The sequence below is a fragment of the Campylobacter sp. P0109 genome, assembly GCF_002138755.1.
In the GTDB taxonomy this organism is placed as follows: domain Bacteria; phylum Campylobacterota; class Campylobacteria; order Campylobacterales; family Campylobacteraceae; genus Campylobacter; species Campylobacter devanensis.
The window spans coordinates 473,117-489,108 of the sequence record NZ_MJKK01000001.1 but is presented as its reverse complement, the minus strand read 5'-3'; the positions used below and the strand labels follow the sequence as shown (position 1 = coordinate 489,108).

The window sequence follows — 15,992 nt, the reverse complement described above, 5'->3', positions numbered from 1 at the left end:
CTTTTGGATGAAATTTGACAATATTGTAGCTAAATATGGTTAAAATTGATTAAATCTAAATTACAATCTTAACAATAAATTTACATAAATTTCATACAATGGCAATAAAAAATTCTAAGGAAAATAATGAAAATTTCAAAAAAATTATTAATTATTACCGGTCTTATAGCTGTTAGTGGGGCTATTTTATGGTGGGGATTAAAAGATGATGAGCCAAAAGATAAATATATCACAACAGTTGTTAAACGCGGAGATATCATACAAAGTGTAGATGCAGTAGGTGAGGTATTTGCTAGTAATCTAGTAGATGTTGGTGCTCAAGTAAGCGGTCAGATAAAAGAGCTATATGTAAAAGTAGGCGATAAGGTAAAAGCTGGAGATAAAATAGCTCAAATAGATAGCATAAAACAACAAAATACACTAGACCAGCAGCTTGCGGCTTTGGAGATTTTAGAAGCGAAGTTAAACTCGGCTAAAATTTCAGTTGATATCGCATTAAAGCAGTATAAAAGGGAGCAAAACCTAGCTAAACAAAACGCCACAAGCCAAGAGAGCTTAGAAAATGCTAAAGATACTTATAGTTTAAAATTAGCTAGTTTAAAAGAGATAGAAGCTCAAATTAAACAAACTGGAATTGAGATAGATACTGCTAGAACAAATTTGGGCTATACTGATATTAGGGCGCCATTTGATGGAGTTGTAGTATCTGTGCCAGTAGAGGTTGGTCAAACTATCAACGCTAATCAAACCACTCCAACCTTAGTAAATATCGCAGATTTAAGCAAAATGGAGATAAGATTGCAAGTTAGCGAAGGAGATATACCAAATATTAAGGTAGGAAATAAGGTAGAATACTCGATTCTTTCAAATAATACTAAAAAATTTACCGCATATATAAGCTCAATTGACCCAGGTTTGACTACTTTAAGTGATGGCAAATACTCCACTTCAAATTCAAATTCAAGCAGTACTAGCTCAAGCTCAGCTGTATATTATTATGCTAAGGTAAATGTAGATAATAGCGATGAGATTTTGCGTATAGGTATGACAACAGAAAATAAAATAATAATTACTGAAAATAAAGATGTCTTATATCTACCTACAATGGCGATAAAATCAGGTAAAGATGGTAAATTTGTATATATTAAAAATGGTGATAAAATCGAACAAAGAGCTATAACTACAGGAATTACAAATGGTATAAATACACAAATTCTAAGCGGTCTTAGCGAAAATGAAGAGGTAATATATTTTCATCTAAACTCAGCTAGTATGCAAAATATGATGAATGGCTCTAAAAGACCGATGATGAGGTTTTAATGATTAGGCTAAGCAAAATCCGTAAATCCTTCAAAGTCGGTGATACTCAAACAGAGGTATTAAAAGGGATAAATTTAGAGATTAAAAAGGGTGAGTTTGTAGCTATTATAGGGCAATCAGGTAGCGGCAAGAGTACGCTTATGAATATATTGGGTTGTCTAGATACTCCAACAAGTGGTAAATATGAGCTTGATGGTAAAGATATAAGTAAATTTAATAAAGATGAACTCTCAAATTTAAGATTAAAAAAATTTGGCTTTATCTTTCAGCGTTATAATCTACTTAGTTCAAATGATGTCAAAAGCAATGTCGCCTTGCCTGGAATTTATGCTGGAATGAATAAAGATGATAGATTAAATAGATCTAAAGAGCTTCTAGCAAAACTTGGCCTAGAGTCTAAAATAGATACTATGCCAAACTATCTAAGTGGCGGTCAGCAGCAGCGTGTAAGTATCGCTAGAGCGCTGATGAATGGTGGGGAGATTTTGCTATGTGATGAGCCTACTGGAGCGCTTGATAGTGCTAGTGGTGTGATGGTAATGCAGATCTTAAAAGAGCTTCACAAAGATGGCCATACAATTATAATAGTAACACATGATAAAGATATAGCTAGTTGGGCAAATCGTATCATAGAGATTAAAGATGGCAATATAATTAAAGATGATATAAAAAATAATCAATGTTACGAAAAAAGCTCTAAAAACATATCTATAGAATCAAATTTCAAAGCTTTAAAAGATCGTTTGTTAGAGAGCTTTATGATGAGTATTGGAGCGATTAAATCGCATAAGCTTAGATCATTTTTGACTATGCTTGGTATTATTATAGGTATTGCTTCTGTAATTTGTGTAGTTGCTTTAGCCAAAGGTAGTGAGCAAAAGATTTTAGCTAATATCAATAGTATGGGAACAAATACAATTACGTTGCATTTAGGTAAAAATTTTGGTGATAAAAATGCTAGAAAGTTAAAAGATTTTAGTATTGAGAGCTATAAGATGCTTGAGAGTCTTAGCTTTGTAGATTATGCTACGCCTAGGATTAATGCTATTGGATTACTCACATATGGCAATAAAAATATAGATGCAAGTCTAAGAAGCGGAAGTGAAAATTTGCTTAATGTCTCTGGGGTAACAATTACGCATGGTAGGGATTTTGAATTTGATGATTTAAGATTTTCAAGATCAAATATTATCATTGATAATTTAACACAAAAAGAATTTTTTGAAGGTGTTGATCCTATTGGCAAAACAATTATATTTAATAAACAACCTTTTACAATTATAGGAGTAGGATATAAGGATTCAGGCTCATTTGGTGCTGATAATATTACTGTATATCTACCATATACTACAGCAGTAAATAAATTAACAGGCCAACAAAACATTCGATCAATAATTGTAAAAATTAATGATGAGGTAAATGCTCAAGTAGCTGAGAGCGGGATAATAGAGGCTATGAGTTCTATGCGAGGGACAAAGGACTTTTTTACTATAAATTCAGATACTATTATGCAAACCGTTCAAAGCACTGTAAATTCAATGAGTCTTTTAATCTCTGGAGTGGCTTTTATCTCACTGATGGTTGGCGGAATTGGGGTTATGAATATTATGCTTGTAAGTGTATTTGAGAGGACTAAAGAGATTGGTATTCGCATGGCAATTGGTGCTAAAAGTAGAGATATTTTACTTCAATTTTTAATAGAGGCGATATTGCTATGTGCTATTGGCGGGGTAATTGGAGTTGGACTAGCATATTTAGTTGGTACTATTATAAATGCTTTAGATACTGGATTTACGATGATATTTAGCACAGCTTCGATTATTATAGCTATTGGAGTTTCTAGTCTTATTGGGATAATTTTTGGTTATATTCCAGCTAAAAATGCATCTAAATTAAATCCAATTGATGCACTACTAAGGGATTAAAATGAGATATATAATTGTTATTTTTATAGCTATTATCTTTGGCGGATGTACCGGCAAAAAGCTAGATTATGAGATTAAAGATGTTGAGTTTTATACTCCTAAGTGGCATAAAGATTTTAACCAAACTACCTTAAATGAGCTTATTGATTTGGCTCTTAAAAATAATGAAGATATTGGTGTAGCGGTGTTAAATTTAGAAGTAGCTATGCTAAATGCAGGTATAGCAAGTGATGGCTATATCCCATCAATGAGTGGCGAGATAGGAGCAAATAGCAGTAGAGATATAGGCAAAAGTGATGAGTTTAGCAGCAAATTTAATTCTAAATTTAGCCTTAGCTATGAACTTGATATATTTGGTAAGATATATGATAATTATAAATCAAAAGAGTGGATAATGCACTCTAGTAGATTAACATTGGATAATTTAAGATTGACTATTATTAGTCAAGTAGCAAATAGTTATTTTAATATCTTATATCTTAATGACTCTTTGCGTAGTTTAAAGCAAAATTTAGATAATGCAAAGATGCTTGATGATATAGTTAAGGTTAAATTTGAAAATGGTAAAGAGGAGCTTTTAGCTATTAAGCAAAGTTCTCAAAATATATTAAAAATTCAAAATCAAATTCACTCTACACAAAGATCATTAGAATCTAACTATGAGAGTTTAAAAAATCTTACTAGAAGTGATAAAAGGTTTGATGAGCTTAGCTTAGATGGTGTTGAATTTATAGGAATTAGCCAGTTTGATGTTGGTGAGCTTTCAAATCGTCCAGATATTAATGAAGCAGTAGCAAAACTAAATTCGAGCTTTTATGAGTATCGTCTAAGTCAAAAAGAGCTTTTGCCTAGTCTTAGTCTTGGTGCAAATTTAAGCGATAGCGATAAAGAGTTTAAAAATAGCTTTGATTTTAATCAGCTTGGTGGAGTTGTGAGTTTTAGTTTGCCATTTTTGGACTATTTTAAGCTTAAAAAACATATTAAAATTAGTGAGCTTGAGTTTAATAAACTTAAATTTAGCTATGAAAAAACGCTAAAAAATGCCATAAATGAGTCTTTAAAATATCTATTATTTTATCAAACTGATAAAGCAACATATGATAATTTAGCCATAATGGTAAACGATCAAGCTAAGATTGTTGCAATTTATAAGAGTAAATATAATGAAGGAAGTGCTGAGTTAAAAGATCTATTAGAGGCGCAAAATAATCTAATCTCAGCCCAAATTTCACTCCTTAATCAAAAATTTGAGCTATTAAATGATGAGCTAAGCTACTATAAAGCCATTGCAAAGTAGATGAATTTATTTTCTAACTTTAGACAATTTGGAGTATTTATTGCTATTTGTATTGCGATTTTTACTCTAAATTTGTATCTAGAGTTTAGAAGTTATGAAGCTTTTAAAGTTAAGCCATATAGCTTTATTAAGGCTGATCTTTTATTTAGCGATAAAAGACAAGGAAAAAACTCCGAGTATTATGTTTTGCAGTTTAAAAGTGATAACTTTATATTTTATACTCGCTCTAAGAGCTTGCCAAAGTGTAGTAGTTGCGAAGTAGGGATAATAACTAAAAATCTTAAATTTAAAGATTATATTGCTGGTAGATTTTTCTTGCCTAGTTTTAAGATTAGTAAGCTTGATATAAATTATAGTCTTGCTAATATTCTTAAAAATGCAATCATATCTCAACATCAAAATCCTAAAATGCAAGAATTATATAGCGCCTTATATTTAGCAACTCCAATGAGTAAAGAGTTGCGTCAAAATGTTACTCACTGGGGAATTGCGCATATTATTGCAATTAGCGGATTTCATCTTAGTGTAATATTTATTTTTGTATTTTTTGTAGCTAGATTTACTATTGTGCCGTTGCAAGACCGATATTTTCCATACTTAAATTTAAGATTTTATATTAGTTTGATTTTGTTTATTTTAATGGGATTTTATCTATATATTTTAGATTTTACTCCTAGTTTCTTGCGTTCATATATTATGGGTGTGGTTGGGTTTTTATTGCTTAGTCGTGGGCTTAAGGTTTTTAGCTTTGGAAATTTGATTTTAGCAATATTGATTGGATTAGCTTTTAGTCCGCAATTACTATTTTCTATCGGATTTTATTTTTCATGTCTTGGGGTATATTTTATATTTTTATATATCTATCATTTTGGCAATAGAAGTGACCTTAGTAGTTTAAAGAGAATTTTGATGCATACTTTAATTCTTGAGATTTTTGTATTTTTAGCGATGAATATTCCTGTTTATTACTTTTTTCCTATAGCTAGCTGGTATCAAATTAGCGTAATTCCATTATCTTATGTTTTTATAATATTTTATCCAGTTAGTCTATTTTTGCATTTTTTTGGAATAGGCGGGCTTTTTGATGATTTTATGATTAGATTTATTGAATTTGCACCAGCTCAAGGCAAGGCTAATCTGGAGCTATGGCAGTTTATAGGGTATAATATTATTGCATTATTAGCAATATATAAAAAGTGGATAATGCTTTTATTGGCGTTACTTGGATTATTTGTCTATATTTTTGCCTTGATTTAAATTTATATCACTAAAGATAAAGTTATTTATTCCATTATTATATTTATATATTAGTTTTAATTTATGGGCTATTAAGATATTATGTACTATATATAGACCTAGACCAAAGCTTTTTTTGGCATTTGTTCCTTGTGTAAATGGTTCTATATAGTACTTTATATCATTTTCTAATGGCTGGCCTTTTGATGAAAATACTATCTCATTGTTTGTGATAGTGATTTTAACAAATTTGTCATCTGAATATTTTAGAGCATTATCAATTATATTTTTACATGCAATTGCTAAAAGTTTAAAATCTGCCTTTACAGTAGCATCATCTATGGCCTCAATTCCAACGCTAGACTCTTCAGCCATAGCAATATCTATAGCTTCATCTATTACATCTCTTACTTTACAAGGTTTTAATTCTCCTATTAATCTAGAAGTGGCACGCTCTACAGCTGCAAATTCATTTATTAAGCTCTCAAGTCGCTCAAATACATCGATTAAACGCTCTTGATTTTTATTTTTTTGAATCATCTCAGCAGTAATTCTACCTTTTGTAATTGGTGTTTTTAACTCATGCATGATATTGCGTAAAAAGAGCTGACGGCTATTATTTAAATTTTTAATCTGGCTAACAGCATCATAAAAAGCACTTGCTACCTGACTGATCTCATCATTTCCAGTGGCGACATTTTTGATCTCTAAATCCCCTTGAGCAAATTTATCAATCTGGCGTTTTAACTTTCCAAGCGGCATAATCTTACGAATAATAAATATATATGTAAGTAAGATAATTCCAGCTACAAAAGCAAAAATAATCTGAATAATTATATATCTATATGGCTGATATGCTGTATCTATAAGAAGTAGAGTATTGTCATCTTTGGTAACCTTTAAATAGTTTTTTTTCTCATAAAATAATATAGCGCTTGATCCTAATTCAGTAGTAATCTCTTCTAAGATTACAGCTTGATTTAGTATTTTTTCTTTTTTTTCTATATTATCTATTTGGGGCATATATAAATTTGAGACCTGTTCTTTATACTCATCTTCATTAATTAACTCATTTAAATGAAGTAAAGTAGCCCTAGCTACAATAGAATATTTGGTATTCAATTCTCTTGCGTAATTGGCTTTATCATACTCTATAAGCCATAAAAATGCTATTCCTATAGCCCCAATTCCAAGGGCGAAAATAAGCGTAATGGTGTAAAAAATTGATGAAAATCTCATTTTGCCCTTTTTGGTTTTAATTTATTGTTCTAGCTTGTAGCCTACGCCTCTAATAGCGTGGATATATTTTGGCTCTTTTGGATTTTCACCTATTTTGGTGCGAATACGACCTATGATAACATCTATACTTTTATTTGTGCTATCTTCATTTATGGAGTTGCAATTATAAATTAACTCTTCACGACTTATAGCGCCACCTTCTTTTTTAATTAAATATCTTAAGATATCATACTCAGCAACTGTAAGCTGAAGCGGCTCGCCTTTTAGAGTAATAATATGACGAAAATCATCACATACTAGATCTTTTGGAGCTGGAGATATCTCTTGCATTGTGATACTTTGGCGTCGTAAATGGCTTTTGATTCTAGCTAGAAGCTCTTGGGGATTATATGGTTTTGGCAAGTAATCATCTGCGCCAAATTCAAATGCATTTATCTTATCGCTTATATCATGTCTAGCACTAGAGATAATGATGGGAATTGTATGTTTGGTGCGTATCTCTTTGCAAACCTCAAGCCCATCAATACCTGGCAAGGTAAGATCTAAAATAACTAGATCAAATTTATTTGTATTAAGAGTAGAAAGGCCAAGATATGGATCATCACATATCTTAACCTCTATTTCAAATTGCTCTAAATATTCGCTTAATATCTCTGCAAGTTCAAAATCATCTTCAATCATTAGAATCTTTATCATATATCTGCCTTATAAATTTGAGCTGATTATAGCCAAAAATAGCTATTATTTCAATACAAGCCCCATTAAAATTCCGGCTCTATTTATCCAGATTATTGGTTTTCTTTTTGATGCTTTTGACGCTTTTATCTCTTGGCTAAATTCATTAATATTATTTATAATTTTCTCATTTACTTGAATAATTATATCTCCACTTTCAAAGCCTGTATGTGCAGCATTTGAACCATCTTTGACATCTGTGATTAATATACCTTTTATCTCTTGTGGTATTTTGTATTTATATTTTATTTCTTCACTTAAATTTTGTACGCTTAAGCCATCAATGCTTAAATTTTCAGCTGTATTACCAGTAACATCTGTATCAGCTAGCTGGAGTTTAGTAGAGTAGATTTTTCCTGCTCTTTCATATTCTAAATTAATTTTTGTATTTGGCGAGTATGCACCAATTATATTTTTTAAATCATTTGCACTTTTTATGATTGTATTATCTACTTTGATGATAAGGTCGCCTCTTTGAAGGCCGGCTTTACTAGCTGGATAGTCTTTTTCTACATTAGTAATTAATGCGCCTTCTTTGTTTTTATATATCTCTTTTTGGTCTTTTGTTAAATTTGCAATCATAACACCAATGTAGCCACGAGTTATCTTTCCATCACTAATTAGCTTTTGAGCTATTGTTTTTACCATATTTGATGGAATGGCAAATCCTATTCCATTATTGCCTCCACTTCGGCTAAGAATAGCTGAGTTTATACCAACTAAGGCACCACGACTATCTATTAAAGCACCGCCACTATTTCCAGGATTTATACTAGCATCTGTTTGGATAAAATCTTCATATTGATTTAATCCAATATTATCTTTATTTAATCCACTTATTATTCCGCTTGTGATACTTCCACCTACGCCAAAAGGATTACCAATAGCAAATACTACATCGCCTTCAAGAAGCTTAGAGCTATCAGCAAAATATGCTGGTTCTAGGTTTTTAGCATCTATTTTTATAATTGCTAAATCTGTTTTTGGGTCTGAGCCAATTATTTTAGCTTTATACTCTTTTGAATTATCTAACATTGATACTATAATCTCATCACTATCTTCTATTACATGATAATTTGTAACTATATAGCCATCACTAGAGATGATTACACCTGAACCAAGAGATGAGCTTTTTTGGCTTCTTTGTTCTGGAATATTAAAACCAAAACCAAAAAATTCTTTAAAAAATGGATCATTCATTAGGCTATTTAGATTATTTTTTACCTTTATAGTTTTGGTTGTTGATATATTTACAACTGTCTGTTTTGCTTTTTGAATTGAACTATTATATGATAGGATTGAGTTTTGATCTACAGTTGGATTTATGCGGTTAAAATTTGGGTTTGCATCACTAAATTCTACATTAGCACCAAAAATTGTTGAGGCTGCTATAAGTGATATTAATGTTATTTTTTTCATATTATTCCCTTTTAAAAAATTGCTTTGGATTATATTATGTAGGGATAAATATAAATTTAATATTTATACAAATGAATTTAAATAAGTTGATTGACATTAGCTCAACTTTTATGATATAATTTATATAAAAAAATATAAGTGGAGAATTATAATGAGTAATAGTTTATATGAAACTTTGGGAATCTCTAAAGATGCTAGTAGCGATGAGATTAAAAAAGCCTATAGAAAGCTAGCTAGGCAGTATCATCCCGATATCAATAAAGACCCAGGGACTGAAGAGAAATTTAAAGAGATTAATGCAGCTTATGAAATTTTAAGCGATGAAACGAAGCGTAAGCAGTATGATCAATATGGCGATAGTATGTTTGGCGGGCAGAGTTTTCATGATTTTAGTAGAGAAAATTTTGGCGGTAATGCTGATTTTAATGATATATTAAATCAACTTTTTGGCAATTTTGGCGGTGCAGGACGATCTAAGAGAGGGTTTAGTGGATTTAGTTCAGCAGGTTTTGGTGGATTTGATGGTTTTGATCAAGGATTTGGGCAAAATTTAGATATTCAAGCTAGAATAAATATTTCACTTGAACTAGCTGTAAATGGCGGTGATTATGAGTTTGGTATAAATGGTGAAAAGATTAAAATCAAAATTCCAGCTGGATTAAATAGCGGTGAAAAGCTACGGGCTAGAAATAAAGGTAAAAGTGCTGGAAACCATAGAGGAGATCTAATTATTACTGTAAATATAGAAGAGGATAAGGAGTATAAAAGAGATGGCGATGATCTATATAAAAATTTAGATTTAACTCTTAAAACTGCTCTTTTTGGTGATAAAATTGATGTAAAGACATTTAAAAAAGATGTATCAATCAAAATACCGCCTAATACTAAAAATGGTCAAAAAATTAGATTAAAAGGTTATGGTGTAAAAAATAGAAAAAGCAATATCTATGGCGATATGTATTTAGTTACCAATATAATTTTACCAGATATTGAGCGGATTGATCCACAATTAAGAGATATGTTGCAAAGCAAACTATAAAGGAGATGGTATGAGAGATTATGAAGAGCCGGTCTATCTAATAAGCGTAGTAGCAAAGGTTTTAAGTATCCATCCCCAAACTCTAAGACAGTATGAAAGAGAGGGATTAGTAGAGCCTAGCAGAACTGAAGGCAAGATGAGACTTTATAGCGAAAAAGATCTTGATAGGATTAAGATGATTTTAAGACTTACTAGAGATTTAGGTGTAAATTTAGCAGGTGTTGATGTGATTTTGCGCTTAAAACAAAGACTTGAAGAGTATGAAGCTGTAATAGAGGAGTTAAGAGCAAATATAAAAACACAAAATAAAGGTTCGCTAGTCAAGCGTGGTAGTAGTTTTGATTTAATATTTGTAAATGATAAAAAGTAGAGAAAATGGATAATATTATATATATATTTGTAATAACAGCTGGTTGTGCTGTTTTATTTAATCTTATATTTCGCAGATATGGAATCCCAACTATTATAGGTTATATTGCTACAGGAATCTTGATTTCACAGCTTTTTGGGCTAAAAAATAATCATGATTTAAGTTTTGTAGCTGAATTTGGGATTGTATTTTTGATGTTTACTATTGGGCTTGAGTTTAGTATTAAGCATTTAATGTCAATGAAAAAATATGTATTTATATATGGTCCTATTCAAGTATTTGCTACTGGCTTTGCATGTAGCATTTTATCGGTTTATATATTTGATGTAGATATTAAAAGCGCTATTATTATAGGCTTTGCATTATCTCTTAGTTCCACAGCAATAGTTTTAAAAACATTAAATGATAATGGGCATATATCAAAGCGTTATGGACGCAAGGTACTTGGAATATTATTATTTCAAGATATAGCAGTTATTCCTTTGCTTTTAATGATAGATATATTTAATGTAGAAGATGGCGCTGTAAGCTCTTTGATATTTACATCTATGGTTAGTGCTGTAATATTAATTGTAATATTATATTTTATTGGTAAGTATATATTAAGTCGTGTTTTATATTTAGTAGTGAGTGCAAATTCAAAAGAGATATTTATAACTACTATTTTATTTACGGTTATTGGCTCTAGCTTTTTAGCACACTATTTTGGATTTAGTTATTCACTTGGAGCATTTATTGCTGGTATGCTAATAGCTGAAACGCAGTATAAACATCAGATTGAGACAGACCTTATACCTTTTAGAGATCTTCTTTTGGGTCTATTTTTTATAACAGTTGGTATGCAGATAAACTTTAATGTAATTGCTAATAATCTTTTTATAATTGCTTTAGTTTTGATTACTGTTTTAATAATTAAAGCTTTGATTATTTATCTATTCTTAATGATATTAACTAGAAAAAAAGTCGCATTAAAAGCAGCGCTAAGCTTAGCTCAAGTTGGAGAGTTTGCTTTAGCTATATTTACATTATTATCTGTAAAAGGTATGGCTGATGATAAAACATTGCAGATTTTAACTGCTGTAGTAGTTATATCTATGGTTCTTACTCCATTTATCTTAAAAAATGTGAGCAAAATCGCTGATAGCATGGAAGAGCAAGATGAGCTAATGCAGGAAGTTGTAACTACAAAAGAACAAGATGAGATAGAAGAGCTTGTAAATATAGATATTCCAGAGTATAAAAACCATTTTGTAGTATGTGGATATGGCAAGCTTGGTCGTGAAATAGTAAGGCAATTAAAGGCTAAAGGTTGTTCATATATAGCACTTGAAAATGATTTAAATTTAGTAGAGCGTGGTAAGAATAGTAGAGATAATGTATATTATGGAAATGCTATTCAAAAAACTACTTTAGAAAAAGCTCATATTAAAAATTGTATAGCTACAATAATTGCTGTTAGCAATGAACAAAAATCAGAGTTAATAGCAAACTCTATAAAAAATCTAGGATATGATGTAAATACTATTATAAGATTTGCTGATACTATTGAGAAGGGGCTTTATACTGATTTTGGAGATCATTTTTATTTGATTAAAGAGAGAGAAGCTGTGGCTAAAGCTATTATTAGTAAGGCTTTAAAGTGCAAAATAAATAATGACTTAAATCAAGGATAATTATGGATAATTCGTTGATTATATTTGGAGGATTATTTATCCTTAGTGTTTTATTTAGCAAAATATCTGATAAATATGGAGTTCCAGCACTGCTTATGTTTTTAGCAATTGGTATGCTAGCAGGTAGCGATGGGCTTATAGGGCTTGAATTTGATAATGCTAAAATAGCTGAAAATGTAGGAACTATAGCGCTTATATATATACTATTTTCTGGTGGATTTAATACCAACTATAAATCAATAAAACCTATTTTTAAAAGCGGTATAGTATTAGCAACTTTTGGGGTTGTTATCTCAGCTGTGATTACTGGAGTATTTGCTTATTATATAATTGGCTTTTCTATGCTTGAGTCATTACTATTTGGTGCAATTATTAGCTCGACTGATGCAGCAGCAGTATTTTCTATTATGCGTTCAACTAAGCTTAAAAATAATCTTGCGTCGCTACTTGAGTTTGAAAGTGGCAGTAATGATCCGATGGCTATCTTTTTAACTATTACTCTACTTGGACTTCTTACAGCTACTACAGTTATAGATCCATACACAATGAGTATCAAGCTTATACTTGAGTTTATCCTTGGTGGTACAATGGGTTATGTATTTGGTATTATAATCCCAAGCCTTATAAATAGAGTAAAGCTAGGCTCTTGGGGGTTATATCCAGTGCTTTTAATAGCTTTGGTTGCTGTGCTTTTTGGTTTGACAGAAAAGATTGGTGGTAATGGATATATTGCAGTATATGTAGCTGGAATTATCGCTAATAAAAAAGAGTTTTTGTATAAAAAGAATTTAACTGGTTTCTTTGATGGAATAGCTTGGATGATGCAGATATTTATCTTCCTTACACTTGGGCTTTTGGTCTTTCCTAGCGAACTACCTCATGTTGCTATGATTAGTATTTTAATGTCGCTTGTTGTTATGTTTATTTCAAGACCTATTAGTGTATTTATGTCTACTATATTTTCTAAATATAATTTAAAAGAGAAGTGCTTTATCTCATGGGTTGGCCTTAGAGGAGTTGTTCCTATTATTTTGGCTACATATCCTCTCTCAGCTGAACTAGAAAATGGTCAATTAATCTTTAATATAATATTTTTTATGGTATTAATATCTGTGCTTACTCAAGGCACTACGCTTAATAAAAGCGGAAAAATATTTGGAGTTATCGAACCATCTAAGACTACAATTCCAAATATGCCTAGCAGCCCAATATCTTATTCGGACATAAAGCAGTATAAAATAGGGGAATCATCAAAGGTAATTGGTAAAAACTTAACGGAGCTTGGTTTGCCAGATGATTTTTTAATCGTTTTAGCAAAACGAAATGGTGAGCTTATAAAGGTTAGTGGTTCATTTGAATTTATGCAAAATGATATTTTGCTTATTTTGTGCAATAGCGAGTTAAGATATCAAAAGATTATTAGAATTTATGAATTATAGGATTTGAAATGGAGTTAGAAATTTGGGTTTTTGTCCTGTTGTTTTGTGTGGCGTTTTTTAGTGGTTTTGTAGATGCTATCGCTGGTGGTGGTGGGCTTATCACTATTCCAGCGCTTATTTCAGTTGGAATTCCAGAGCATATAGCCTTAGCAACTAATAAATTACAAGCTACATTTGGTAGCTTTACAGCAGCAGCTAACTTCACTCATAAAAAAATGGTGGATTTTAACTCTCTTTGGCGTGGTATTATATGGACTTTTATTGGGGCAGTGCTTGGTACTTGGGCGATTCTTTTAATTGATGCTAGTGTGATAAAGTATCTAATACCGATCTTTTTAATAGCAATTTTGATATATACGATTTTTAGTCCAAAACTTGGCGAATCAGATAGCCAAAAGAGAATTAATGAGTCTTTATTTTATGCTATTTTTGGTTTGGTGATCGGATTTTATGATGGATTTATAGGACCTGGGACTGGGTCGTTTTGGATGTTTGCTTTTGTGAGTTTATTGGGATTAAATTTAAAAACCGCAGTAGCAAATACTAAAATATTAAATTTTACTTCTAATATCGTATCTTTAGCTGTATTTATTGGAGGTGGGCAAATTCTATGGCTACTTGGAATAGTTATGGGTTTTGGCCAAATGATTGGAGCATATTTTGGATCGCATATGGTCATAAAAAAAGAGATTAAATTTATAAAAATTATCTTTTTAACTGTGGTAAGTTTAACTATTGTTAAGATTATTTATGATTTATTTATTAAATAAAATTTAGAATAAAATAACCAAATAGATATTTAAATTGATTTTTTAATTTGTGCTTAATCTAAATTAAGATATAATTACCGCAAATTTTTTCAAAAGGCGCTTTTCTATGAAAGATCTGTTTCTCTTTTCAAATTTGATCGTTAATGATCATAGTTTTACGTACCTTTTTCACATTATTTTAGTTGCGATTATAGTACTAATTGTTGCTAAAATGGCTACTAGCTCGATGCAGCTTGTACCTCGTGGTACTCAAAATTTACTTGAGGCATATTTAGAAGGTATCGTATCAATGGGTCGTGATGTAATGGGTAGTGATGAGCTTGCTAGAAAGTATCTACCGCTAGTAGCTACAATTGGTTTAATCGTATTGACAAGTAATGTAATTGGTATTATTCCTGGTTTTGAAGCTCCTAGTTCTAGCTTGAATCTAACTCTTTGTTTGGCTCTTTGTGTGTTTATATATTATAACTTTGAAGGTATTCGCACTCAAGGTGTGATTAAATATTTTGCTCATTTTATGGGACCAAATAAATTTCTTGCTCCTTTAATGTTTCCTATCGAGATTGTATCTCATTTATCTCGTATAGTTTCATTATCATTTAGGCTTTTTGGAAATATTAAAGGTGATGATCTATTTTTGATGGTTGTTCTTAGTCTTGCTCCGTGGGTTGCTCCACTTCCAGCATTTGCATTACTAACATTTATGGCATTGCTACAAACATTTATCTTTATGATTTTAACATATGTTTATTTAGCTGGTGCTGTGGTAGTTTCTGAAGAGCATTAATTTTTTGGTATATATTTTAAATTTTATTCTAGGTGCGTCGTGGGCAGTTGCTATTGTCGGCGCACTATGTTGTATCTATCATTTTTATTTTTTAGGACTTTTTCTTAGTGGTTTAATTGGGGCTAGTTTCGGTCTTATTTTAGCTTTGATATCATATCTGTTATTAAGGATTTTAAATAGTGATCAAGTATGCAATTAGCGACCCCAAATTTTATTCAAATTTGGATTATGCTTTTAATAATTTTATTAGATTAAAAGAGGCTAACATGCTACTTTTTAGAGATAAAAACTCTAATAACTATGATAAAACAGCTCAAGAATTTATTAAATTTAAATCTCATAATATAAAATTTTTACTTCAAAATGATATCGATTTGGCTTGCAAACTTGGCTTTGACGGTATTCATTTTAGTTCAAATTTTATTCATTTATTAAAGGAAACTCCGCCAAATTTAATCAAAATTGCTAGCACTCATAATATTAAAGAGATAGAATTGGCCAATCAATATGGAGCCGATTTTATTACATTTAGTCCAATTTTTGCAACTCCAAATAAGGGCAAACCAAAAGGCTTAGAAGGATTAAAAGAAGCTATAAAAATATCAAAATTTAAGGTTATTGCTCTTGGCGGGATAATGAGTGCTGAGCAAATTTGTGCTGTGATGAAGTGCGGTGTGGCTGGATTTGCATCAATTCGCTATTTTACGCTAGATTAACCTTATTAATATTTAATTTTTTTTGTG

Annotated in this window: 14 protein-coding genes; 11 read left to right on the top strand and 3 right to left on the bottom strand. The window is 30.8% G+C overall.

Annotated elements, in window-relative coordinates:
* The first annotated feature begins 126 nt into the window (after nucleotides 1-126).
* The 4 genes from CIGNP109_RS02510 to CIGNP109_RS02495 are packed head-to-tail and all read left to right on the top strand — an operon-like array spanning nucleotide 127 to nucleotide 5,799.
* Entirely contained in the window at nucleotides 127-1,320 is a 1,194-nt protein-coding gene (locus CIGNP109_RS02510; protein ID WP_086228073.1) for an efflux RND transporter periplasmic adaptor subunit, read from the top strand.
* On the top strand, nucleotides 1,320-3,245 hold the full coding sequence (locus tag CIGNP109_RS02505; RefSeq protein ID WP_086228072.1) for a MacB family efflux pump subunit: 1,926 nt from the start codon (nucleotides 1,320-1,322) through the stop codon (nucleotides 3,243-3,245). The genes CIGNP109_RS02510 and CIGNP109_RS02505 overlap by 1 nt, the downstream gene beginning before the upstream one ends.
* Before the next feature lies 1 nt (nucleotide 3,246).
* Nucleotides 3,247-4,542 carry a TolC family protein gene (locus CIGNP109_RS02500; RefSeq protein ID WP_086228071.1) on the top strand — a complete coding sequence of 432 codons (1,296 nt, stop codon included), beginning with the start codon at nucleotides 3,247-3,249 and terminating at the stop codon, nucleotides 4,540-4,542.
* On the top strand, nucleotides 4,543-5,799 hold the full coding sequence (locus CIGNP109_RS02495) for a ComEC/Rec2 family competence protein (protein WP_086228070.1): 1,257 nt from the start codon (nucleotides 4,543-4,545) through the stop codon (nucleotides 5,797-5,799). It abuts the gene before it with no gap.
* Here the strand turns inward: CIGNP109_RS02495 and CIGNP109_RS02490 are convergent.
* From CIGNP109_RS02490 to CIGNP109_RS02480, 3 genes are read right to left on the bottom strand one after another with little or no spacing between them, the layout of a single operon-like run.
* Nucleotides 5,770-7,017 (bottom strand): ArsS family sensor histidine kinase, encoded by a 1,248-nt coding sequence (locus CIGNP109_RS02490; protein ID WP_086224613.1) that lies wholly within the window; start codon nucleotides 7,015-7,017, stop codon nucleotides 5,770-5,772. The two genes, CIGNP109_RS02495 and CIGNP109_RS02490, sit on opposite strands and share 30 nt — an antisense overlap.
* Before the next feature lie 21 nt (nucleotides 7,018-7,038).
* Nucleotides 7,039-7,713, bottom strand: a complete 675-nt coding sequence (locus tag CIGNP109_RS02485; protein ID WP_086224612.1) for a response regulator transcription factor — start codon at nucleotides 7,711-7,713, stop codon at nucleotides 7,039-7,041.
* 45 nt (nucleotides 7,714-7,758) lie between these two features.
* Nucleotides 7,759-9,171, bottom strand: coding sequence for a Do family serine endopeptidase (locus tag CIGNP109_RS02480; protein WP_086228069.1), 1,413 nt, complete (start codon nucleotides 9,169-9,171; stop codon nucleotides 7,759-7,761).
* A gap of 151 nt (nucleotides 9,172-9,322) precedes the next feature.
* Between CIGNP109_RS02480 and CIGNP109_RS02475 the strand changes: the two genes are divergently transcribed.
* From CIGNP109_RS02475 to CIGNP109_RS02445, 7 genes are all read left to right on the top strand, one after another.
* Nucleotides 9,323-10,210: a DnaJ C-terminal domain-containing protein gene (locus tag CIGNP109_RS02475; RefSeq protein ID WP_086228068.1), complete on the top strand. Its 888-nt coding sequence runs from the start codon at nucleotides 9,323-9,325 to the stop codon at nucleotides 10,208-10,210.
* A 10-nt stretch (nucleotides 10,211-10,220) separates the two neighbouring features.
* A complete protein-coding gene (locus CIGNP109_RS02470; RefSeq protein WP_086224609.1) occupies nucleotides 10,221-10,580 on the top strand; it encodes a heat shock protein transcriptional repressor HspR in 360 nt (119 codons plus the stop codon).
* A gap of 5 nt (nucleotides 10,581-10,585) precedes the next feature.
* Nucleotides 10,586-12,253 carry a cation:proton antiporter gene (locus CIGNP109_RS02465; RefSeq protein WP_086228067.1) on the top strand — a complete coding sequence of 556 codons (1,668 nt, stop codon included), beginning with the start codon at nucleotides 10,586-10,588 and terminating at the stop codon, nucleotides 12,251-12,253.
* Between the two features lie 2 nt (nucleotides 12,254-12,255).
* Nucleotides 12,256-13,692 (top strand): potassium/proton antiporter, encoded by a 1,437-nt coding sequence (locus CIGNP109_RS02460; RefSeq protein WP_086228066.1) that lies wholly within the window; start codon nucleotides 12,256-12,258, stop codon nucleotides 13,690-13,692.
* Nucleotides 13,693-13,700: 8 nt separating this feature from the next.
* Nucleotides 13,701-14,462, top strand: coding sequence for a TSUP family transporter (locus CIGNP109_RS02455; RefSeq protein WP_086228065.1), 762 nt, complete (start codon nucleotides 13,701-13,703; stop codon nucleotides 14,460-14,462).
* 106 nt (nucleotides 14,463-14,568) lie between these two features.
* Nucleotides 14,569-15,249, top strand: a complete 681-nt coding sequence (locus CIGNP109_RS02450; protein ID WP_086224605.1) for a F0F1 ATP synthase subunit A — start codon at nucleotides 14,569-14,571, stop codon at nucleotides 15,247-15,249.
* Between the two features lie 179 nt (nucleotides 15,250-15,428).
* Nucleotides 15,429-15,965: a thiamine phosphate synthase gene (locus CIGNP109_RS02445; protein WP_086226947.1), complete on the top strand. Its 537-nt coding sequence runs from the start codon at nucleotides 15,429-15,431 to the stop codon at nucleotides 15,963-15,965.
* The last annotated feature ends 27 nt before the right edge of the window (nucleotides 15,966-15,992 follow it).

Excerpts from the sequence above, each read along its gene's own strand:
- CIGNP109_RS02465 (WP_086228067.1), top strand. The coding sequence starts at position 10,586 with ATGGATAATATTATATATATATTTGTAATAACAGCTGGTTGTGCTGTT.
- CIGNP109_RS02490 (WP_086224613.1), bottom strand. The coding sequence starts at position 7,017 with ATGAGATTTTCATCAATTTTTTACACCATTACGCTTATTTTCGCCCTT.
- CIGNP109_RS02460 (WP_086228066.1), top strand. The coding sequence starts at position 12,256 with ATGGATAATTCGTTGATTATATTTGGAGGATTATTTATCCTTAGTGTT.
- CIGNP109_RS02505 (WP_086228072.1), top strand. The coding sequence starts at position 1,320 with ATGATTAGGCTAAGCAAAATCCGTAAATCCTTCAAAGTCGGTGATACT.
- CIGNP109_RS02470 (WP_086224609.1), top strand. The coding sequence starts at position 10,221 with ATGAGAGATTATGAAGAGCCGGTCTATCTAATAAGCGTAGTAGCAAAG.
- CIGNP109_RS02480 (WP_086228069.1), bottom strand. The coding sequence starts at position 9,171 with ATGAAAAAAATAACATTAATATCACTTATAGCAGCCTCAACAATTTTT.
- CIGNP109_RS02485 (WP_086224612.1), bottom strand. The coding sequence starts at position 7,713 with ATGATAAAGATTCTAATGATTGAAGATGATTTTGAACTTGCAGAGATA.
- CIGNP109_RS02475 (WP_086228068.1), top strand. The coding sequence starts at position 9,323 with ATGAGTAATAGTTTATATGAAACTTTGGGAATCTCTAAAGATGCTAGT.
- CIGNP109_RS02500 (WP_086228071.1), top strand. The coding sequence starts at position 3,247 with ATGAGATATATAATTGTTATTTTTATAGCTATTATCTTTGGCGGATGT.
- CIGNP109_RS02455 (WP_086228065.1), top strand. The coding sequence starts at position 13,701 with ATGGAGTTAGAAATTTGGGTTTTTGTCCTGTTGTTTTGTGTGGCGTTT.
- CIGNP109_RS02450 (WP_086224605.1), top strand. The coding sequence starts at position 14,569 with ATGAAAGATCTGTTTCTCTTTTCAAATTTGATCGTTAATGATCATAGT.
- CIGNP109_RS02495 (WP_086228070.1), top strand. The coding sequence starts at position 4,543 with ATGAATTTATTTTCTAACTTTAGACAATTTGGAGTATTTATTGCTATT.
- CIGNP109_RS02510 (WP_086228073.1), top strand. The coding sequence starts at position 127 with ATGAAAATTTCAAAAAAATTATTAATTATTACCGGTCTTATAGCTGTT.